The organism is Streptomyces sp. NPDC053367 (genome assembly GCF_044545925.1).
GTDB lineage: Bacteria > Actinomycetota > Actinomycetes > Streptomycetales > Streptomycetaceae > Streptomyces.
This window is the reverse complement of record NZ_JBITYN010000002.1, coordinates 526685-547814: the sequence shown is the minus strand read 5'-3', so window position 1 is coordinate 547814 and position 21130 is coordinate 526685. Positions and strand designations below refer to the sequence as shown.

17 protein-coding genes and 1 pseudogene are annotated in these 21130 nt (G+C 73.4%); 9 read left to right on the top strand and 9 right to left on the bottom strand.

All coding sequences use genetic code 11. The features are described from left to right. Window positions 1-54: 54 nt before the first annotated feature. From ACIGXJ_RS08970 to ACIGXJ_RS08955, 4 genes are all read right to left on the bottom strand, one after another. Window positions 55-1440: an alpha-lytic protease prodomain-containing protein gene (locus ACIGXJ_RS08970; RefSeq protein ID WP_399642659.1), complete on the bottom strand. Its 1386-nt coding sequence runs from the start codon at window positions 1438-1440 to the stop codon at window positions 55-57. Between the two features lie 326 nt (window positions 1441-1766). After that, a complete protein-coding gene (locus ACIGXJ_RS08965; protein ID WP_399642658.1) occupies window positions 1767-5144 on the bottom strand; it encodes a CHAT domain-containing protein in 3378 nt (1125 codons plus the stop codon). Window positions 5145-5343: 199 nt separating this feature from the next. Next, window positions 5344-6279 carry a hypothetical protein gene (locus ACIGXJ_RS08960; protein ID WP_399642657.1) on the bottom strand — a complete coding sequence of 312 codons (936 nt, stop codon included), beginning with the start codon at window positions 6277-6279 and terminating at the stop codon, window positions 5344-5346. Between the two features lie 3 nt (window positions 6280-6282). Further along, window positions 6283-6693 (bottom strand): hypothetical protein, encoded by a 411-nt coding sequence (locus ACIGXJ_RS08955; protein WP_399642656.1) that lies wholly within the window; start codon window positions 6691-6693, stop codon window positions 6283-6285. Window positions 6694-7177: 484 nt separating this feature from the next. Here ACIGXJ_RS08955 and ACIGXJ_RS08950 point away from each other — a divergent pair, with 484 nt between their 5' ends. The 5 genes from ACIGXJ_RS08950 to ACIGXJ_RS08930 all read left to right on the top strand — a co-directional run bounded on the left by ACIGXJ_RS08950 (window position 7178) and on the right by ACIGXJ_RS08930 (window position 13885). Beyond that, complete coding sequence (locus ACIGXJ_RS08950; RefSeq protein WP_399642655.1) at window positions 7178-8755, top strand: PP2C family protein-serine/threonine phosphatase; 1578 nt, start codon at window positions 7178-7180, stop codon at window positions 8753-8755. Then, window positions 8752-9843, top strand: a complete 1092-nt coding sequence (locus tag ACIGXJ_RS08945) for a B12-binding domain-containing protein (protein ID WP_399642654.1) — start codon at window positions 8752-8754, stop codon at window positions 9841-9843. The genes ACIGXJ_RS08950 and ACIGXJ_RS08945 overlap by 4 nt, the downstream gene beginning before the upstream one ends. Beyond that, window positions 9840-10268, top strand: coding sequence for an STAS domain-containing protein (locus ACIGXJ_RS08940; RefSeq protein ID WP_399642653.1), 429 nt, complete (start codon window positions 9840-9842; stop codon window positions 10266-10268). The genes ACIGXJ_RS08945 and ACIGXJ_RS08940 overlap by 4 nt, the downstream gene beginning before the upstream one ends. Before the next feature lie 162 nt (window positions 10269-10430). Beyond that, the gene (locus tag ACIGXJ_RS08935) at window positions 10431-10871 is read left to right on the top strand and encodes an Lrp/AsnC family transcriptional regulator (protein ID WP_399642652.1); all 441 of its coding nucleotides are present in this window, start codon (window positions 10431-10433) and stop codon (window positions 10869-10871) included. A gap of 50 nt (window positions 10872-10921) precedes the next feature. After that, window positions 10922-13885 carry an aminotransferase gene (locus tag ACIGXJ_RS08930; protein WP_399642651.1) on the top strand — a complete coding sequence of 988 codons (2964 nt, stop codon included), beginning with the start codon at window positions 10922-10924 and terminating at the stop codon, window positions 13883-13885. Between the two features lie 82 nt (window positions 13886-13967). Here the strand turns inward: ACIGXJ_RS08930 and ACIGXJ_RS08925 are convergent, their stop codons facing one another. After that, the gene (locus ACIGXJ_RS08925) at window positions 13968-14246 is read right to left on the bottom strand and encodes a hypothetical protein (RefSeq protein ID WP_399642650.1); all 279 of its coding nucleotides are present in this window, start codon (window positions 14244-14246) and stop codon (window positions 13968-13970) included. Further along, window positions 14201-14830, bottom strand: a pseudogene (locus ACIGXJ_RS08920) (helix-turn-helix transcriptional regulator); the annotation flags it as partial. The pseudogene ACIGXJ_RS08920 and the gene ACIGXJ_RS08925, both read right to left, overlap by 46 nt. Window positions 14831-14893: 63 nt before the next feature. Here ACIGXJ_RS08920 and ACIGXJ_RS08915 point away from each other — a divergent pair. Beyond that, window positions 14894-15280, top strand: coding sequence for a VOC family protein (locus tag ACIGXJ_RS08915; protein WP_399642649.1), 387 nt, complete (start codon window positions 14894-14896; stop codon window positions 15278-15280). A gap of 110 nt (window positions 15281-15390) precedes the next feature. Then, complete coding sequence (locus ACIGXJ_RS08910) at window positions 15391-15627, top strand: hypothetical protein (protein ID WP_399642648.1); 237 nt, start codon at window positions 15391-15393, stop codon at window positions 15625-15627. 72 nt (window positions 15628-15699) lie between these two features. Here ACIGXJ_RS08910 and ACIGXJ_RS08905 read toward each other — a convergent pair whose 3' ends face one another. Together ACIGXJ_RS08905 and ACIGXJ_RS08900 are read right to left on the bottom strand one after the other, a co-directional pair. Then, window positions 15700-16728 carry an MBL fold metallo-hydrolase gene (locus tag ACIGXJ_RS08905; RefSeq protein WP_399642647.1) on the bottom strand — a complete coding sequence of 343 codons (1029 nt, stop codon included), beginning with the start codon at window positions 16726-16728 and terminating at the stop codon, window positions 15700-15702. Window positions 16729-16832: 104 nt separating this feature from the next. Beyond that, window positions 16833-17741, bottom strand: coding sequence for a serine hydrolase (locus ACIGXJ_RS08900; protein ID WP_399642646.1), 909 nt, complete (start codon window positions 17739-17741; stop codon window positions 16833-16835). Window positions 17742-17776: 35 nt separating this feature from the next. Here ACIGXJ_RS08900 and ACIGXJ_RS08895 point away from each other — a divergent pair, with 35 nt between their 5' ends. After that, window positions 17777-18748, top strand: coding sequence for a LysR family transcriptional regulator (locus ACIGXJ_RS08895; protein ID WP_399642645.1), 972 nt, complete (start codon window positions 17777-17779; stop codon window positions 18746-18748). 152 nt (window positions 18749-18900) lie between these two features. Continuing rightward, window positions 18901-20547 (top strand): penicillin-binding transpeptidase domain-containing protein, encoded by a 1647-nt coding sequence (locus ACIGXJ_RS08890; protein WP_399642644.1) that lies wholly within the window; start codon window positions 18901-18903, stop codon window positions 20545-20547. Window positions 20548-20784: 237 nt separating this feature from the next. On the opposite strand, the gene ACIGXJ_RS08885 is transcribed toward ACIGXJ_RS08890, so the two are convergent. Then, window positions 20785-21060, bottom strand: a complete 276-nt coding sequence (locus ACIGXJ_RS08885) for a DUF3253 domain-containing protein (RefSeq protein ID WP_399642643.1) — start codon at window positions 21058-21060, stop codon at window positions 20785-20787. Window positions 21061-21130: the final 70 nt, after the last annotated feature.

Genomic DNA, 21130 nt, shown 5'->3' with positions numbered 1-21130 from the left:
GGGCCGGTCCGGCGCGCGGGCGGTTCCGCGCACGCCGGACCGCTCAGGCCGGGTTCACACCCGCTGCCACAGCGCGGGCGTGCTCTCCGGCCGGGCGCCCGCCTGCGCCTGGTGAGGCTGCAGGCACTGGTAGCGGACGGCGCCGTAGGTGACCGTCGCTCCGGCCTCGTAGACCCGGCCGGAGGTCCAGGCGTCGGCCGCCGGGGTCTCGTCGGGGGCGGACGGGGCGGACGGCGTCGCTTGGGCGGCCGTGGTCACCAGGGTGAGACCGAAGCCGCTCAGCAGCGCGTTGATCGGCTGGAAGAACGTGGTGCCGCCAGTGGTGCAGTCCCCGGAGCCGCCCGAGAGGACGCCCTGCGCCTGCGCGCCCGCTACGTACGAGCCGCCGGAGTCACCCGGTTCGCCGCACACCGTCGTCCGGGTCAGCCCGTTGACGGTGCCCTCCTCGTAGGTGACCGTGGCGTTCTCCTGCTCGATCTTGCCGCAGTGCCAGCCGCTGGTGGAGCCCGAGCGGCACACCGAGGCCCCCACCAGCGCCTGCACCGAGCCGGCGACTTCGACCGTCGCGTCGTCCGCGCCCCGCACCTTCGGGGTGACGGTCCAGCCGCCGGTGACCCCCACCCACGCCATGTCCTTGCCGGGGAAGGTGGATGCCTTGAAGGTGCCCTGCGCTACGTCGCCCGCCCCGGTGGTCGTCGAACCGGGCTTCCCGCAGTGGCCGGCCGTGGCGAACCCCTTCTGCTCGCCCTTGGTCACGGAGAAGCCGACGGAGCAGCGGTAGGTGTCGTCGATGTAGTACGGGTCGCCCCCGACGATGTCCGCCAGGGCACGGGGCCGATGCTCGGACAGCTGCACGCTGATCCGCTTGCCCGCCACGCCCGCCCGTGCGATCAGCGCCTCCGCCGCGGCGCGGGTGGTGGCCTGGAGCACGACCCGGTTGGTGCGTACGTCGATGGAGCGCACCGGCGTGTTCACGCCGTCGGCGCCGTCGACGGCCGCGTCGAGCCGCTGCTTCACGGCCCGGAGGTCCGCGAGCGAGGCGGGGACGACCGCGGCCTCGGCGCCCTGCGCCCTGATGGCGGCCGCGTCGGCGGCGCGGGTGGTGGCGACCGTGAGCAGGGCGGAGGTGGTGCCGCTCAGCCAGGCCCCGGCGAAGTGCTCGCCGAGCGAGTTGCGCAGCAGTCCCGCCCGGGCGCCCGCCTCGGCCTCGTTGGCCAGGCGGGTCGTGGCCTGGGTGGGCGTCAGATGCAGGTCCCGCTGCAGCGCCCGCAGCAGCGCGGCGTCGGGACGGCCCGCGCCGGGAGCCTGCGCCGGGGACGGAAGGGGAGCGGCGGCGGGCGGGGACGCGGCACCCGCCGGGGGGTGCGCGGCGGTCAGGGCGAGGGTGCCTGCCACCAGCAGGGCGGCTCGGGTCGTGCGCGCGGTGTGTCTGCCGGCCATACGGGGCCTCCTGGGATCCGAGTGAGGGTCAGGACGTCGGACGTCGTGGCCATAGCCCTTGACGCGAAGTCCACGTCTCATCGCGGGGGCGGAGGTGTTTCCCGCGATGGGGGACGTGGCGGGGCGGCAAGTGCAGTAGGCCGCCGGGCGCGTCGGGCGCACGGGTACGCCGGCGAGGCACGGCTCCGGGGAAGCGGAAGGCGTCCCTCCCCGCTCTGTGTGAGCCGGTCCGGGAGGCGGGCCACGCGCGGCAGCAGCCGGGTCCGGGAGCACGACCGGGCCGTGGGCTCCGCCGTACGGCCCGCCTCGGCCCCCGGGCGTGGCGCTCAGGCGCCGGTGTGGAGGTGCCCCGCCCAGAGTGACGGGGTCTGCGGGAACTCGTCGCGGACCATGCGTACGGCCCTGTGCAGGGCGTGGGCGGCCCGGCGGGTGTCGAGGGTGTTCCCGGCGGTACGCAGGTGGGAGTAGAAGGTGTCGGCGATGGTGGCGGAGACCTGGTCGTCGACCTCCCACAGAGTGCCGATCACCTGCGGGAAGCCTGCCAACTGGAAGGCGGAGGCGAGGTGGACGGCCTCGTCGGCGGGCATGGGGTCGGCGATGTCCGCGGTACGGCAGGCGGAGAGGTAGGCCAGCTGCGCCGCCTCCAGGCGCAACGGGCCCAGGGCTGCGACGGTCAACGGGTCCTGCCTGTGGTCGTGCAGCAGCAGCCGGCTGCGTGAGGGGTCGGTGGGATGGCTGTCCCCGTGGCAGGCGAAGTGGGCCACGGAGCAGGTGCGCAGGTGGGCGAGGACCTCGGCCTTGGTCGGTGTGCCGGCGGCGGGGACGGCCGCCCCGGTGGCGGACCCGGGGTTCCTCAGCAGGACGTGGTCGGGCAGCCGGGACCGTACGTTGGCGACCTCGGCGTCGACGAAGTCCAGCCGGCCCTGGTGGGGCAGGCCGGGGGTGGTGGGCATGGCGACGATCAGTGCGCGTGCGGGCCCCGGCGGACGGTCGGCGGCCAGTTCTCGCGCGTAGCGCAGGGCACGCACGGTCGGCGTGTACGAGGAGACGACACGGTCCATGACCGTGCGGCGGTTCCGGTCGCCGGGAGGGTCCGTGTGGTGGCCGGCGGCGTGCAGGGGCAGACGCCCCAGAGGGCCGCCCGAGGCCCACCACAGTCGTGGCCGTTCCGCGCCGGCTGCGGGTTCCTGCCGGTATCCCAGGGCGTCCAGCACCGGGCCTGCCACGGCGTCCCACAGCCACCGCAGGACTCCGGCCAGTGCCGCCTGCGCCCGTCGCCTCTCGTCGCGGGTCGCGCCGGTCAGGGTGCCCCGCACGGCCTGCTGATAACTGACGTACTGGCCGGCCACCGCCTCGGGACTGAGCAGGGGAAGTCCCACCTGCTGGACGCCGCTGCCGGTGACGATCAGGGCGTCGCCGCGGTAGAAGCTGTGGTTGAGGACCACCACCGGACCCTCACAGGCCGCCTCGATCAGCTCACTGGTCCGGGGCGGCAGGCCGAAAGAGGAGAAGCCGTCCAGTCGCCGGATCTCGGCCAGGAGGGCGGCCATGTCGCCGGCCAGCCGGTGGCGTTCGGGGACGACGTGGTCCTGCCTCAGCCGTCCGCCGGGGGCGCGCTCGTCGGCGAGTTCGTCCAGACGACCGCGCAGTTCGGTCAGCCGTGCGGCCAGTCGGGGGTGCTTCGCGCGCAGATCGCTCAGTTCGCTGCGGGTGTCCAGAGCCTGGCTCAGCTGTACGGCCCGGCCGGTCTCGAGCAGTTGGAGCGCGCGCTCGGCGGGCCGGGAGCGGGGCGTGCGGGGGGCGTCGAGGGCCATCGCGGCGGCGCTCGCGGACAGGCCCTGGAACCGGGCGAGCACCTGCCGCTGGTCTCCTGGGTCGAGGCGGCGTGCCGCCAGCTCGGGCAGCAGCCGCACCGCCGCCTCGGCCACGTCAGCGGCCCGCCCGGGATCGCTCCGGGACAGCGCGAGCGCACCGGAGAGGTTCATGCCGGCTTCGATCCGGAGGCGGACGTCAGCCGACCCGTCCTCGAACACCTGCGTCCAGAGCGCTGCCACCGCCTGCCGGTCCGCGTCCCGAGCGGCCCTCACCACCTCGGGGGACGGGGCGGCCGGGTACGAGGCCAGCCGGGTCACCAGCGCTTGCGCCAGGTTGAACAGCGCCTGCGCACGACCGGGGTCGCCCGGAGGCATGTCGCCGACAGCGGAGCGCATCATGACGATCGCGTCGTCGAGAACCTGCGCCGACCGGGTCCGCGAGTACAGCGCCAACAGCGCCTGCCCGAGGACGGACTGGTACCAGGGATGGTCGGGATGCCCGGCGGGAAGCGCGCGGATCGCCGCACAGTGCGTGCTGACGGCGGCTTCCGCGTCCGCCGCCGTTCCCGCCTCCCGCAAGGCCCGCATCCGCAGCACGATCCCCAGCTCGTTGAGGTGTTCGGCGCGTCCGGAGTCGTTCACCGGCAGGGCGTCCACCGCGGCGTGCATGGCGTCCGCCGCGGCCGCCAGATCCTCCTCCGACCCGGTCCGCTGGTACCGGACCCGTAGTGCGACGGCCTGGAGATAAAGGTGCCGCGCACGTTGCGGGTGACCCGCGGGGGTGTCCCGCAGCGTCGCGCGGGCGATACCGACGGCCGCGTCCGCGTCCCGCAGCGCCGCCCCGCCCGTCCCGGACCGGCTCCGCACGTGGACGCCCAGACCGGACAGGACGGTGGTCCGGTGGGGGTGGCCGTCCGGCAGGACCGACAGTGCCTCCTGCCCGGCGGCGATGGCGGCATCCAGGTCGGCAGGCGACCGGGATTGCGCGTAGCGCAGCCCCAGCAGCTGCCCGAGGTCGTGCAGAAGAGCCGCCCGGCGGGCGCGGTCGTCGGCCGGAGTGGCCCGTACCGCCTGCCGGTAGGTGTCGGCTGCGGTGTCGAAGTCGGCGAGCGCCCGCGTCAGACCGGCCCGCTTGGCGAGATCCTGGGCGAGGACGCCCAGGTGCCGGGCGCGGTCCGGTCGGCCCGGCGGGAGAGCGCGTGTGGCTTCGTGGCCGGCGGCGATGGCGGCGTCCAGGTCGGCTCGGGCCCCGGTGAGCTCGAACCTCTGCCGTAACGCGGCCCACAGGTTGCCGTGGAAGGCGCTGCGTCGCGGGTGGTGCGGCGGTGCCGCTCGTACGGCCTCCCCGCCGTAGGCGATGGCCTCGTCCAGGTCGGCAGGCGCCTGCCGCAGCTCGTACCGGACGAAGAAGGCACCGGCGAGCACCGACAGCCGCTCCGCTCGGTCGGGGTGGGCATCGGGAGTGGCTGCGAGGATCCGCCGCATCCGCGAGACGACCAGGGTGAGCAACTCCGGGTCACGGCCCGTCTGTGCCTGCCGGAACATCTGCGTGGCATCACCGGCCGCGGCCTCGGTGATCATCGGCAGCAATGGGGCCGGCATGTCGTCGTCGCCCGCGAGGAAGCACGGGACCAGAAAGGCAGCGGCCTTCGCCGCCTCCACCATGCCCTGGTCCCGGGGGGACGCCCGGTACCGGTGCCAGTGCAACCAGCCGAGAACGGAACGCGTCTCCAGTTGCTCGCCCGTCGGTGCCGCAGTGTCGCGCCGGAGCCGCTCGGCGAGCCGCTCGGCGTCGTCGAGGGTCCGCGGGTCCAGGGCCCTTGAGGGGTCGCCGCAGCTGTTGACCCGCCGCAGGCGTGCCAGCTCCGCGGACCAGTTCTTCCTGCGCATGTCGCCCTCACGGCTCGCTCTGTCTCATCGTCCGGTGGACGGGATGCTAGCGGCGGCACGGCACGGAACTACGCGTCACTCCCCGAACTCCCCCGATCCGGCGTACTTTTCACCGTCAGGACGACAGCGAGCGCTCGGCCGTGCGGAGCCCGGGCGACGTGTCGCCGTGCGAGCGCGGATCCGATGTGCTCGGCGCCGGTCAGGGTGGCGGCGGTGGCGGCCCCGGCGCGAGGTGGTGGGTGACGGCTTCACCGAGGGCTTTCGGCGCTGCGGTGGTGTCCAGGCCCAAACGGTCGGCCAGTTCGCGAAGGTGGAGGCGGGTGGCGGCCTCCAGCAGCACGGCATAGGCGTCGGTGGCGGCGCGGGTGCGGCGCCAGCCGGTGAGGCCGAGGACCGCGCTCAGCGCCGCGGCGGGCCACCACCACCACACCAGTTGCAGGTACAGCACGGCCCATGCGGTGAGGGTGGTGGCGCGCGTGAGGGCCTGGCGGGCGGCGGTGATCTCCGCACGCGGGGCGTCGGTCAGGATCAGCCATATGTCCGGCCAGCAGACGGCCGCGTCGACGCCCGTCTCCCGCTCGAGGCGGACGGCCACGGCGTTCAGCCGATCGCCGCACCAGGTGGGCCTGCCGGGGGCTTCCGCGGCGATGCGTGTCATGGCCCGGTGGGCGGCGTGGCGTTCGGATGGGTCGGCCCGCCGGCCCCGGGCACGCGCTAGGGCGGCTTCCTCCCTGAGCCGGTGCCACCGGGCTGCGGCGGCGTTCCAGCGGCGCAGGCGGCGGGCGACGAGGCGGCCGGCGCCGCGCCGCAGGGGTCCGGGCCAGTCCCGCCAGCCGGCGGACAGCGTGAGGCGTTCGACCAGGACACCCAGTCCCTGCGCCGCGAGACCGGCCACCGCCGCGGCGGCGAGAGCCGCGGCCAGCAGCACCACCTGGCCGCCGGCGCCCCGGACGGCCGGCGCGCCGGCCCAGGCGGTGACCTGGTCCGCCAGACGGGACAGGTCGGCCGGATGGCCGTGACCGAGGGTGCGGGCCGCGGCGGCGACCGCCAGGAACAGCGCACCCGGCAGCACCAGCGCGGAGAACCACCGCTCGGCGAGCTTCTTCCCGAACTCGGACAGGAAGCCGGTGACCACGGCCTAGAGCCGGTCCCTGCGCAGGCCGTCGCCGGTGATCGCGCACCTGGGAACGGGCGCGTCGCCCGTCCGCCACCAGTACCGCACGCACCGCCCGTCCGGACACAGGTACACCGTCTCGCCCGGGACGTTCGCGCTGATGCCGATCGCCTGCACGGACCGCACGGTCGTGGTGCCCCCCTCGTAGCCGTGGAGTCCCAGTGGGTCGCCGTGGCTCTGGAGGGCGCGGTGCAGGGCGTCGAGCGGGCCGGTGATGTCCTCGCCGGTGCGGGCGGCGGTCAGCACCCGCTCCAGCGGGGCGTCGCCGTCGCGTGAGCCGCCCCGCAGGTCGGCGCGGATCTCCTCCACGTACGCGCACACGACGGCCAGGCCCTCCGCTGCCCGCTCCGCGGCGTCGTCCGGTGCCACGGCCACAGCTCTGCCCTCCGATACCTTCCAACCGATGGCTGCGTGCTGCTCCACCGAGGGTGGAGTGCACCAAATCTAGTGCCCCTCGGGCGTATGCGGACCCCGGCCACGCGATCCGTCGAGGAGGCGTTCCCCGCTGTCCCGGCGGGGGCCCGTCCCCGGCCACGTGATCCGCATGTGTGTGAGGAAGGCGACACGGGAGGGCGATCGCTCACGGCGCCGGCCGCCTGATCTGCATCAGTGACGTCCATGGATTCCCGTGCGCGCACACGCGATCTTCACATGTGTGCAGATGACGGCCTTCGACAGGGGGCCGGTTGCCAGACGGACGCCGCGTGGGGGATCGTTGCAGGAAGACAACGATCCCCTTTGGAGGGTGAGGTGAGGGATTCGCTCAGCGGGTCCTCGTTTCTTGGTTCTTACCCGAGCCCAGACCTCCGCAGGCGCGGAGCCGGACTTCCCGTGGGGCAGTGCCCCCTACCCGGTTCTGGTGGCTGACGCGACGGGTCTCGTAGTGCAGCGCAACGACGCCGCACAGACGCTTCTGCCCGCGGCGTGCCCCGGGACGCCTCTGGCCGATGCGGTCCCGCCCTGGCTGGCCGCGGCGCACCTGGAGATGCGTGCGCCCGGCCTTCGAGCGGTGCAGGAGCGGGGCGTGTCGTCGTCGGGTGTGATCGAGGGGCGGCGTTTCGCGGCCTACCCCAGCGTGCGCGACGACGGCAGGGTGGCGTGGTGGCTGATGGACGACACCGATCACCAACTCGCCCGTGAGGCGCTGCACATGGAGCGGGAGCGGACGGCGTTCCTCGCGAGGGCGTCCAGCACTCTGCTGTCCTCCCTCAACCTGGGCCGCTGCATGGACGTGACCGCGCAACTGGCCGCCGAGAACCTCGCCGACGCGGCCCTGGCCATCGCGCCGGCCCGCGGCCACCGGCTGCCCATGGTGACCTGCGTGCGCGGCGGGACACCCGTCACCGCGCAGAAGGCGGTGGCCCCCGACGCCGTACCCGGGCTGGCTGAAGCCCTGCGCGGTTTTCCGCCGGTGCCGTCCCGGTGGATCGATCCCGCCGCCGCCCCGGCGTGGATGATCCCCGAAGGCTTCGGCCCCGTCGGCGCCATAGTGATCACTCCGCTGCCCGGGCACGGTGTCCCGGCCGGTGCGCTGGTCCTGCTGCGCAAGGAGGGCAGCGTCGCCTTCACGGAGGAGGAAGAGGTCTTCGCCCGCCTGTTCGCCGCGCGCTCGGGAGCGGCGATGTCGGCAGCCCGTCTGTACGCGGAGCAGACGGCCGTCACCGAGGTGCTCATGCGGGAGTTGCTGCCTCCCGCGCTGCACCAGATCTCCGGGGTCGACTTCGCCGGGAGTTACCGCCCCTCAGCGGACCACGAGCGCATCGGCGGGGACTTCTACGACCTGCATCCCGCGGCCGTGGAGGGTGAGCCCTCGCTGGTGGCACTGGGCGATGTGTGCGGCAAGGGCCTGGAGGCGGCCGTCCTCACGGGCAAGATCCGCAACACCCTGCACGCCCTGCTGCCCCTGGCCGACGACCACCAGCGGATGCTCAGCCTGCTCAACACCGCACTGCTGAGCACCCGCCACACCCGCTTCGCGACGCTGGTCCTGGCCTCCGCCGCCCGCAGGGAGAACGGGGTCGACGTACGGCTGACCAGCGCCGGCCACCCGAGCCCGCTGATCGTCCGGACGAACGGCACCGTCGAGGAAGCCGACACCCGCGGCACCCTGGTGGGGGTGCTGCCCGAAGTCCGGGCCCGCACCACGGCCGTCACCCTCGCCCCGGGGGAGTCCTGCGTCCTGTACACGGACGGAATCACCGAGGCCAAGGGCGGCCCGCTGGGCGACAGTGTCTTCGGGGAGGAGCGCCTCAAGCGTGCTCTCGCCGGATGCGTCGGCATGCCCGCGGAGGGCATCGTGGAGCACGTCCAGATGCTCGCCTCCCAGTGGCTGGGCGACCGCAGTCACGACGACATGGCGGTCCTCGCCATCTCGGCCCCGCGCACGCATCATCTCAGCGCGGTGGACGGCCATACCCGGGGCAGGTACACCGCATGAGCACGAGCACCCCGTCCCGCCTCTCCGGCAGCGCCCGCGTGCGCGAGTTGTCCGTCCGGCTGTGGACCGCCGTGACGGCCGGAGACGAACACGCCGCCACCGACCTCGTCGTACACGCCGTGGACGACGGCGTCCACCCCGAGTCCGTCCTCCTGGACGTCATCGCCGCCGTCCAGGGCAGGGTCGGTGAGGAATGGGCCGCCAACCGCATCAGTGTCGCCCAGGAGCACGCCGCGACGTCCATCACGGAACGTGCCGTCGCCGCGCTGGCCCTGCACCCCGCGGCCCGCACCGCTGTCCATCGGGGCCGCATCACGGTGGCCTGCGTGGACGGTGAATGGCACGCGCTGCCCGCCCGGTTGGTCGCCGAGGTGCTGAAGCTGCGCGGCTGGCACGTCGACTACCTCGGCGCGCAGGTCCCGGCTCCGCATCTGATCTCCCATCTGCACACCACGAAAGCCGACGTGGTCGCCCTGTCCAGCTCGATCGTCACCCGGCTGCCCACCGCGCACGCGGCGATCACCGCATGCCAGGCCGTCGGCGTCCCCGTCCTGGTCGGCGGCGCCGCATTCGGCCCCGACGGCCGCTACGCGCGGCTGCTCGGTGCGCAGGCCTGGGCTCCCGATGCCCGCGCCGCGGCCGACCGGCTCAGCGAGGGGCCGCTGCCCCGACCGCAGGCGCACCATCAGCAGGTCGACGACCTGCCGCACCTGGCCGACCAGGAATACACGATGGTCGCCCGCAGCCGCGACCGCCTGGTGCGGGCCGTGTTCCTCGCCCTGCAGGACGAGTTCCCCGCCCTGCGCGCGTACGACGACATACAGCGCGAGCGCACGGCCGAAGACCTCGCGCACACCGTGGACTTCCTCGCCACCGCCCTCTACGTCGGCGACGAAGACCTCTTCACCGGGTTCATCACCTGGACCGCCCACATCCTCCAGGCGCGCGGCGTGCCCGCGCAGTCGCTGCCGCCGGCCCTCACCCTCTTCGCCCGTGAGCTCAAGGACCTCCCCCGGGCGGTCCGCACCCTTCAGCGCGGAACCGAAGCCCTGGCCACCACCCACCCCACCGCTGGAACCCCCGCATGACGCTGCCCCCCGCACTGCACCTCACCACCGTCGACACCGACGACACAGTCCGCATAGAGATCACCGGGGATCTCGACTACGACAGCGCGGAACTCCTCCTGGACGAGGTCACCGCCCAGCTGTCGGCCCGGCCGGGTCTGAGGGACCTGCACCTGCACTGCGCGGAGGTCGGCGTGGTGGACTCCACGGGGCTGTCCGTCCTGCTCATGATCGGCCGACGCACCGCCGCGGCTGGCACCCGTCTGCACCTGGACGACCGGCCCGCGCAACTCACCCGGCTCCTCGACCTCACCGGCACACTGGACCACTTCACGGCCACGGCCGCCACCGGCGCCGCGGCCTCGCACCGAGGCACGCCGGAACGTGCGACGCCCCAAGGGGCGATGCAGGCGGGCCGCCCCACCGGACGGGATACCACCAGCTGAGCAGGCGGAAGTCAGCCGTCTCGACTCACGCTTTCACGCGCGCAGCACCCACGGAACGCGCGTGATTCGGCAGTCTCGGCACTTGATTCGAGCACAGGGATCGGGCAGTGTGCTTGAAACAAGCGCGACGACTGCCGTTCAGGCAGACGCGAGAGGTGCTGCATGGACGACATCGACCGGGCCATCCTGCGGGAGCTGCAGATCGACGGCCGGATCCCGTATGCCGAACTGGGGCCGAAGGTGGGCCTGTCGCCGTCGGCGGCGAGGCTCCGGCTGCAGCGCATGATCGACACGAAGGCCGTCCAGGTCGTCGGAGTGACCGATCCGATGACCATGGGGCAGCAGGCGATGGCGCTCCTGGGCCTGCGTGTCGACGGCGACCCGCGGGCGGTGGCCGACGAGCTGGCCCGGCACGACGAAGTCGTGTACACGGTCCTGACGTCCGGCGGCTTCGATCTCTTCGCGGAGGTCGTGTGCCCCCGGCCCCGTGCCCTTCTGGACTTCATCAACGATGTCGTGCGGCCCGTAGAGGGTGTCGCGTCCGTGGAGAACTTCCCCTACTTCGGAATCCACACCCACCGGTTCCTGTGGAACGTCGACTGAGAGCACCGAAGCACCCCAGTCGGCCCGCCCGCACCAGCCGAGGAACTCATATGCCGCACGACGAGCACCGCACCATCGACTTCTTCACCGAGGACGCCCTTCCCGCACCGCGCGTGACGACGGCCGACGCCGAGCGCATCGCAGCCCAGCACCTCGGGTGCCCTGCACGCGCCGAACCGCTGGGAAGCCAGCAGGACGCCAACTTCCTGCTGCGCGACGAGAACGGGACCGCCCTGGCCGTTCTGAAGATCGCCAACCCCGCCTTCGGAGCGGTGGAGATCGAGGCCCAGGACGCCGCCGCCGACCTGGTCTCCTCGGCACACCCCGAACTGCGCACCGCCACCGTGCTACGACGTCCTGACGGCTCCCCCCTGCGTACCGAGGTGGACACCGACAGCGGGCCGGCCGTCGCGCGACTGCTGCGCCACCTGCCCGGCGGGACCCTCTCGGGACCCCGCCACCTGTCCCCCGGCACCGTGGCGGCCATGGGCACGATCGCCGGCGAGGTCGGCACCGCACTGCGGGACTTCCGGCACCCGGGCCTCGATCGCGTACTCCAGTGGGACCTGCGCCACGCGGACCGTGTCGTCGCCAGGCTCGCCCGGTACATCGACGAACCCGACCGGCGCGCCGCCGTCCGCACCGCGACCGCCGGTGCCTGGACACGCGTGCAGCAGGTCGCCGGCGCACTGCCCTCGCAGGCCGTGCACCTGGATCTCACCGACGACAATCTGATCCGTACGCCCGGCAGCCGGCCCCCGATGCCGGACGGCGTGATCGACTTCGGTGACGTGACCACGAGCTGGGCCGTCGGCGAGCTGGCCGTGACGGTCTCCTCGATGCTCCACCACGACGGCATCGAACCCCACCACGTGCTGCCGGCCGTCCGCGCCTTCCACGCCGTCCGGCCCCTGAGCGCGGCGGAGGCGGAGGCGCTGTGGCCGCTCGTCGTCCTGCGCGCCGCCGGTCTGGTCGTCAGCGGACGCCAACAGGCCGCCGTCGACGAGGACAACAGCTACGCCAGGGCGGCCCTCGACCGCGAGTGGCGCATATTCGAGCAGGCCACCGCCCTGCCCCTCCCGGTGATGACCCACCTCGTCAAGGACGCGGCCGGGCTGGCCGACGCACCCACGCGCACCGACTCACCTCCGCACCCTCTCCTGCGGGACCTGGCCGCCGCCGACATCGCCGTCGTCGACCTGTCCACCGAAGCCGACTCCATGGACGACGGAGCCTGGACCGACGCCGGCACCGAGGCCCGGCTGGCGGCCGCCGCGCTCGCGGACGGGGCAGGCGCGGTCGCCACCCGGTACGCCCAGCCACGGCTCACCGAAGCACCGGAAATGTCAGCCGTTTCCGCCGCCACCGTGCCCACCGGCATCGACCTGTGGCTCGGCCGGGCCACCGTGGCGCAGAGTCCCACCGAGGGAACGGTCCTCGTGGCGGACTCGGGGCAGGTGGAGGTGGCCCACGGCTCTCAAGTGCTGACCTTGTCGTTCCCGCGCACGGTCCGGCCGACGGTCACCCCCGGCGTATCCGTCCGGGCGGGCCAGGACATCGCACACCTTCCCGCCGGAGCCCGGGTGCGCCTCGCCCTGCGCGACGCCGACGGCCCTGCCGTCCCTCCCCTGATCCGTCCCGAACACGCCCCCGGCTGGCTCGCGCTGACCGCCGACCCCGCCCCGCTCCTCGGCCTCCCGGCCACCGGCCGTACCCGGCGCAGTGACCTTCTCGCCCGGCGCGACGCCGTGTTCGCGACCGTACAGGGGCACTACTACGCCGACCCGCCCCGCATCGAGCGGGGTTGGCGCCACCACCTTCTGTCCACCGACGGCCGTTCGTACCTCGACATCGTCAACAACGTCACCCCGCTCGGCCACGCCCACCCCCGGGTCGAGCAGGCGGTCTCCCGGCAGCTGCGACGGCTCAACACCAACTCGCGCTTCCACTACGCCGCGGTGGTCGAGTTCACCGAACGCCTCGCCGCGCTCCTCCCCGATCCCCTGGACACGGTGTTCCTGGTCAACTCGGGCTCCGAGGCGGTGGACCTGGGCCTTCGGCTGGCCATCGGCGCCTCCGGCCGGCCCGACGTCGTGGCGCTGCGCGAGGCGTACCACGGCTGGACGTACGCCTCCGACGCGGTGTCCACCTCCCTCCAGGACAACCCCAACGCCCTGGCCACCCGGCCGGACTGGGTCCATACCGTGGATTCGCCCAACTCCTACCGCGGCAGGCACCGTGGGGCCGACGCCCCGCGCTACGCGCCCGAGGCCGTCGCGGTCATCGACGAGCTGGCCGCCGCAGGGCGTCCGGCGGGAGCGTTCATCGGCGAGACCTTCTACGGCAACGCCGGCGGAGTCGCCCTGCCCGACGGCTATCTGGCCCAGGTCTACGCGGCCGTACGCCGTCACGGCGGCCTCGCGGTGGCCGACGAGGTCCAGGTCGGCTACGGCCGCCTGGGTCACTGGTTCTGGGGCTTCGAGCAGCAACAGGTCGTCCCCGACATCGTCTGTGTGGCCAAGGCCATGGGCAACGGGCACCCGCTCGGCGCCGTCATCACCTCCAGGGCGGTTGCCGACCGGTACCGCGAGCAGGGCTACTTCTTCTCCTCCACCGGAGGCAGCCCCGTCTCCAGCGTCGTGGGCCTCACCGTCCTCGACGTGCTGCGCGACGAGGACCTCCAGGGCAACGCCGTGCGTGTCGGCGGCCATCTGAAGCGCCGGCTCCAGGCACTGGCGGACCGCTACGGCATCATCGGCACCGTCCACGGCTCGGGCCTCTACCTCGGCCTCGAACTCGTCCGGGACCGCGTCACCCTGGAGCCCGCCACACAGGAGACCGCCGAGCTCTGCGACCGCATGCTCGACCTCGGCGTCATCGTCCAGCCCACCGGCGACCACCTCAACATCCTCAAGATCAAACCGCCGCTGTGCATCGACGCCGCCGCGGCGGACTTCTTCGCCGACATGCTCGACCTGGCCCTCGGCCAGCTCGGCCACGGCCCCACCCGCTGACCCCGGGCCCGGCCCGCGGCGAACCGGGCCGGCCTCTTCGTGGCGGCAAGTCCCTTGCGCAGGAAGGCGAGGGCGCCGCCCTCTACTCACCTGTCTCGTGCGGCGAACGATCCGTGCGCGGCGGCTCGTCGTAGGTGATGACGACGGGCGCGTCCGCCTGCGCCCGTGCGCGGTCCGAGGCCGCCGCGATCTCCTCGTGGCTCCATTCCCTGTGCAGGCGCTCCCCGTGGGCATCGGTGATGTCGATGACCACACCGGTCCACTCCTCGGCGGGCTGTTCGGGGACGAGCCCCAGCTCGTACGCGGCGTCCCGGAGGAGGGACTCGGTGACGCGACCCTGTCGGCCCGGAAGGTCCGCCATTGCCCGCGCGTCACGTCCCGGGCGACGAAGTACCACCGGCGGCCCGTGTGGACCAGGCGGTAGGGGTCGATGTCCCGGACCGTGGCTCGTCCTTCCCGGTCGCGGTACGACAGGCGGGCGCGCTCGCCCCGGCGGCAGGCGGCGGCGAGCTCCAGCAGCATGCCGGGCGTGATCTGGGGCTCGTCGGGCCTGGGGGTGTGGACGACGGCGGCGTCCATCTCACCGAGCCGGTCCGCGATCCGCCGCGGCAGAACCTGTCTCAGTTTCAGCAGCGCCGACAGCGCGGCCTGGTCACCGCCCAGAGCGCCGCTCAGCGCCGCTTCGCGCAGCCCGACGGCCACGGCGAGTGCCTCTTCGTCATCGAGGATCAGCGGCGGCACGCGGGACCCGGCACGGAGGCGATAACCGCCCCAGGGGCCGGGCTCCGACTCGACGGCGTAGCCCAGTTCACGCAGCTTGGCGATGTCCCGGCGCACGGTGCGCTCGGTGACCGCCATCCGGCCGGCCAGCTCACCGCAGGTCCACGACGGCCGTGCGGCCAGCAACGAGACGAGACGCAGCAGGCGGGCGGATGCGGTGATCACGCGCCGAAGTCTTCCATATGACCAGGACCGGATCTGTCCTGGTCACGTCGTAGCGTCTTCCCCATGAGCACGGACAACGCCTCCGCGTCCACGTTTCGTTACTCGGCGGTCACCTTCGACTGCCCCGACCCCGCCGAACTGGCCCGCTTCTACGGCGAGGCTCTCGGCCTGCCCGTCGTCTACTCCACCGACGACTTCGTCCTGCTCGGCCAAGAGGGCGCGGCCGGGCTGGGATTCAACCGGCTGGCCGACTACCGACGGCCCACCTGGCCGGACCCGGCGCAGGAGAAGCAGGCCCATATCGACGTGGGCGTCGACGACTTGGACGCCGCCCAGGCCCGGTTCCTCGCCCTGGGGGCCGTCAAGCCCGACCTCCAGCCGGACCCCGGCCGGTGGCGGGTGCTGCTGGACCCCGCGGGGCACCCGTTCTGCATCTCCACCCTCGCCTGAGCGCGGCCACGAAGGGGTTCCACGAGAGAAAGCCCTGGCGAGAGATCGGCCGCCGTGCCCAGGATGGGCACGCGCTGCCAGTCCTTGCCGTTCGGGAGAGTGGACCCGCCATGACCGAAGCCTCACCCTCACGTCTGCTGCGCGGCGTCCTGCGTGCCGACTCCTTCATGACGTCGTCGGCCGGGACGATCACGCTGATCGCAGTCCTGCTCACGCTCGTCTACACCGAGACCGTCGCAGGTTTCGTCACCGCCGGCCTCCTCTTCACCGCCTGGTCGGCCGTCGGCTGGACCGGCCGCCGGCATCAGCGGCTCGAGGAGCGGAACCGGATGACTGAAGACCGTTGACACCCAGGATGCGCGCCGAAGCCGGCGTCTCCGCCCACCGCGACGACGGTGAACGCCGGGGGCCCGGCCCGGTCAGGGCGTCCGCGGCGGCTGGTGCGCGTCACGTGACACCACGTCAGGTTCTTCGACGGCCTTCGCCCGCATGGTGCCGTCGTACACGGTCCGGTAGTCCGGCACCACGGTCCGCGTCCTGGGTGAGGTGGCGGCGACCTCGGCGAGGAAGGCGTCCATCCGCATCTCCGGGTCACGGACCGGGGGCTCGGTCAAGGGACGTTCGAAGTTGTCCCAGTGGACGGGGACCACGACCCCGGGGTGGCCGAGCGCCCGGAGCAGCCGAGGGACGTAGCGGTGGGTGGCGGTGCTGGAGGGCACGGCGATCATGGCGAGATCGGGGCGCAGGTGCCGTACCGCGCGCTCGTCGAAGTCGCTGGCGCCCATGAGGTACGCCGACGGGCCGCCGTCGCCTGTGCTGACCAGGTAGGCGAGGGTGTCCCCCTCCGGGAGGTCGGCGATGGTGCGGGGGGCGGTCGCGGGCGGGGCGTGCAGTGTGCCGGGGGCGAAGTAGGCGCAGTTCTTGTTGCGGCTGTGCAGACTGGGCACGGCCTCGACGACGATCCCGTCCCCGAAGTCCAGCACCTCGCCGCCCTTGACGACGGAGATCTGGCCCGCGTCCACGCCCAGTGCGGTCAGCAGGTGGTACGTCGTCTCGGTCCCGACGACGCGCGCGCCGGTGGTCCGGGCGATGTACGGGACGTCGGCGAGGTGGTCCCAGTGGGAATGGCTGACCAGCACGAGGTCCGGCGTGCCGATGTGCGCGTCCACGACCGGCGGGTCGGTGCGCAGCGGGGTGCGCGGGTCGAAGGCGCCGTCGTACAGGCCCGTGCGGAACCGGGTGAGGTACGGGTCGAACAGGACGGTCCGGCCGCCGGCGTCGATGCGCCAGCCGGTCGTGCCGAGCCAGCGGAACGAGGCGGTGCCCGCGCGCCGGTCGTGGGGCGCGGCGGACGCGCCCGCGGCCGTGCCGATCAGTGGCGTGGCCGCCCCGAGCGCGGCCCCGCGGAGCACCGTACGGCGGTGGAAGGAGGGTGTCTGCTGGGTCATGCCGTCAGCAGAGCAGGGCGCAGAGTCCCCTGTCCAAGACCGCATGCACGCCCCCGCCATACGTGATCGCATATGAGGTCCGGTCACGAGGTGTGTCGCGCCGGTCAGGCCGGGGTTCTCGGCGCCTCGCCCCTCAGCCGCCCGACCGCCAGTGCCGCCGTCCGGCCGATCGCCGCGTCCACCGTGGCGAGGGAGGCGGTGAGGTCATGGGTGCGGGCGAACACGGCGACGGCGTAGCAACGGCCGTCGGGGTGGCGGGTGACTCCGGCCTCCATGTGCAGGCCCGGCAGGGTGCCCGTCTTGGCGGCGACGGCGACCCCGGGCGGGAAGCCGGACGCCAGCCGGTGACGGAACACCTGACGGCTCATCAAGTCCCGTACGAAGGCGCACGCTTCCGGCGCTCCCGCCGCGTCGCTCCAGACGAGCCGGAGCAGCCGGGTGATCTCACGGGGCGTGCTCGCGGTGGTGTGCCGGGGGTCGAGTACCGCGAGCCGCCGCTTGCGCTCGTCCGGCAGTCGCGCCCAGCGCACGGCGAACTCCCGCTCGTCACGTGCCCCGACCTCCGCGAGCAGCGCCTGCAACAGGTCCCGTGGCCCGCCCACGATGTGCGTCCGCTCCAGCCCGAGCTCCTTGGCGAGCAGTCGTACGGTGTCCAGGCCGACACGGGACAGCAGCAGATCGGCGGCCGTGTTGTCGCTGACGGACATCGCGAAGTGGGCCAGGTCGCGCAGCGACAGCTCCACGTCGTCGAGGCAGCCGGCGGTGCCCCACCCGCCGAGCCGGTCCGCCTCGCGCACCGACACCCGCTCGCGCGGATCCAGTTGACCGTCGGCGACCTGCCGGGCGAACTCCAGCACCAGCAGCACCTTGAAGATCGACGCGATCACCACGGGCTCGTCCGCCCCGACGGCCACCTCTGCCTCACCCGCCCCGTCCCCGGTCACCGGAATCGCGTGCAACTGCCCCGTGCAGCCGGCGTCCGCGAAGATCCGCCGGATCCGCTCCTCGATCACTGCCGTTCCCCTCCCCGGGCCCATCGCGTAAGGTCATGATCGTGGATCTCCTACGCCACCTGCGACTTTTCGTCACCGTAGCCGACGAGCTGCACTTCAGCCGGGCCGCCGAGCGGCTCGGTATGGCCCAGCCGCCACTCAGCCAGGCGATCCGCCGGCTCGAGAAGGAACTGGACACCGAGCTGTTCGACCGCTCGCAGCGCAGCGTACGGCTGAGCGCCGCCGGAGCCGTGCTGCTGGACGAGGCCCGTGAACTCCTGGCCCGCGAGGAGCGGTTGCGCACGGTGGCCCGCCATGCCGCCGGCGGCGGCCTCGGCACGCTGCGCGCCGGAGTGCCGCCCGACACCACGGCCGCCGTGCTCTCCGCGCTGCTCGCCGCCTGCGCCGAGCAGGCCCCCGGGCTGACCGTCGACCTCCAGGAGGTCAGCACCGAGGAACAGGTGCGGCTGCTGGCGAGCGGAGGACTGGACGCCGGACTCGTGCAGCACCCCGTCGACGCCACCGGCCTGCTGCTCGGCCCGGAGGTCCCGCTGGACCTCGGTGTCGTACTGCCCCGCACCTCGCCGCTGGTCCGGCTGCCGGAGGTGCGGCTGGCCGAGCTGTCCGGCCACGACCTGGTGCTGTTCCCGCGCGCCCACGCCCCCGGCTGGTACGACACGGTCCTCGACGTGTGCCGCGCCGAGGGCTTCGTCCCGGGCCGGGTGCGCCACGCCTCCAACCCCGAGTTCCTGCTCGCCCTGGTGACCGCGGAGCACGGCGTGGCCTTCGACCAGGGGCCGGCCGCCCGCAAGGAGCCGCGCGTCGCCTGGCGGCCCCTCGCCCGGCGCCCCCTCACCCTGCGCGTCAGCGGCGCCTGGCCCGCCGGCCGCGCCGCCCACCCCGCGGCCCCCCGCTTCGCCGAACTCGCCGCCGACGTCCTCGCCCGCCGGCACACCGCGGCACCGCGCCACCTGGGCACCCGCCCGGAAGACGACTCACCCCGCCCGTGGTCGGTGGTGTACGGATGACGGGCGCCCGCCCCGCGTGACCGTTCCGCAACAGCGCCGGACGTTCCGGGCACCGTGCCGGCTCCACGACCTGCACCCATATGCCGGGGCGCGCGACACGAGACGAGACGGGTCTTGGACGCACCCCGTGGGCGGCTGTTTGGCTCAGCGGCATGACTGTTCATGTGGACGGACCCCGAAACGAACGACGAGACGGACGGCGGCACGGAAACCGACCGCCCTCCCGGGGGCTGCGGGCCCTCGCCCTCACGGGCCTGGTGACCGCGGCCGCCACCGTCGTCGCGTACGCCGCCGGCCTCGGCCCCTTCGCGGACGCCGACGGCCCCGATCCCGCGGCCGAGGCGCAGGCCCGGGCGTTCCTCGCCGACTGGTCCGCGAACCGCCTGCCGAGCGCCGCGGCCCGCACCACCAGACCCGGCACCGCCCAGGAGGTGCTGGACAGTTTCACCGATGGACTCGACATCGAGGGGCCCGAGTTCACCACGGCCGGCCCCGTCGAGAACGGGGACGGCACGGTCACCGTCCCCTTCACCGCGCGGATGCCCGTCACCGGCCTGGGCATCTGGTCGTACCGGTCGGCACTGCCGCTGCGCGAGCAGGACGACGGTTCCTGGAAGGTGGACTGGACACTGTCGCTGATCCACCCGCGGCTGAGCGGCACCGCGAAATTCCGCCTCGAACGCGAGGAGGCCCGGTCCGTCGAAGCCACCGACCGCCACGGCGCGCTGCTGAGCGCGGACCGCCACCCCTCCCTCTCCCCCGTCCTGGCTCATCTGGGCGGCGTCGGCCCCCGGGGCGCCGTACACCTCGTCGACCGGGTCACCGGCGAGGTCGAACGCACCGAGACCACCTTCGGCAAGAATCGGGACCTCACCGCCGGCAAGCCGGTGCGCACCACCCTGGACGCCGACTGGCAGGCTGCCGCCGAACGTGCTCTCGCGGCGCGGGCCCGCGGCAGGAACGCCGCGCTCGTCGCCCTGCGCGTCGACGACGGCGAGATCCTCGCCCTGGCCAACTCCCCGGCGTCCGGCTTCAACCGCGCCGCCTCCGGCACCTACGCGCCCGGCTCCACCTGGAAGATCGTCACCACCAGTGCCCTGCTGCTGAAGGACGCCGTCGCTCCCGGTGACATCGTGAACTGTCCCAAGTACCTCACCGTCGGCAAGCGTTTCCAGAACGTCGAGACCTCCCACCACCCCGGCGCGACCTTCCGCACGGACTTCACGGAGTCCTGCAACACCGCCTTCATCAGCCTGCGCGACAGGCTCGGCGACGGTGAGCTCGGCGAGGTCGCCCGCACCTACTTCGGCGTGGGCCAGGAGTGGCACATCGGCGTCCCGTCCTACGACGGATCGGTGCCCGTCCCCCAGGACGAGACCGAGAAGGCGGCCTCGATGATCGGGCAGGGCAGGATCCAGGCCAACCCGCTGATCATGGCGTCGGTCACCGCGACCGCCGTCTCCGGAACCTTCCACCAGCCCTCGCTCATCGAGGGCGCCGAGGACACGACCAGGACCACCTCGCTGCCACGGGAGGTCGTCGGCCAACTCCGCGCGCTGCTGCGCGCCACCGTCACCGACGGCACCGCCCAGGTCCTGGCCGGCCTGCCCGGTGGCGTCGGGGCCAAGACCGGCACCGCCGAGGTGTCCGACGACCAGGACAACAACGGCTGGCTCGTCGCCCACCGCGGCGATGTCGCCGTGGCCTGCGTCGTGGAGGAGGGCGTCACCGGCGGCGGCTCGGCGGGACCGGTCGTACGGGAGCTGCTGGCCACGATGCCGCAGTCCAGTGCGGGGTGAGCTCCGGCGACGACCTCGCCGGTTCCGGTCCGTGCCTGCCGCGAGTGGCCGTGGTCCGGTCGCCCTGGCGGACCACGTCGAGTCGTGTGGGCGCCGCCGGCCCTCGCACATGGGCGCCGGACCATACATCCGGCGAGGGCGGCGGACAGCTCGCCGTGACGAGCGGACGCGCGAGGGCGCGTCGTACGGCAGCAGCGGGATCGTCCGGCGTCTGCGCGGCACTCCGGTCGGCATCGGCTACGGGCGTGGGCGGCGGATACGCACGGGGCCGCGCGTCCCGGTCTCCGCCACGGGCCGGCCGCCCTGGGTCACCTCGACCTCGCCGGCCTCCGCCATACGCCGGGCCGCTCGGCGGACCGGTTCCATCAGAGCCCGCCAGCCGTCGTCGTCTCCGTCGTAGACCTCGCGCGCCACGTCGGACGGACAGATCGAAGCCGTGTCGGCACGACGCTCCAGCAGGCTCGCGATGGCCCTCTCCAGCCGCTGGCCGAGCTGCCGGTCTGTCTCCGCCATCCTTCCAGTGTGGCACCCAGGGGACAGGCGCGCGTCCGTCGCCCGAGTACGGACGCGGCCCGCCACGATC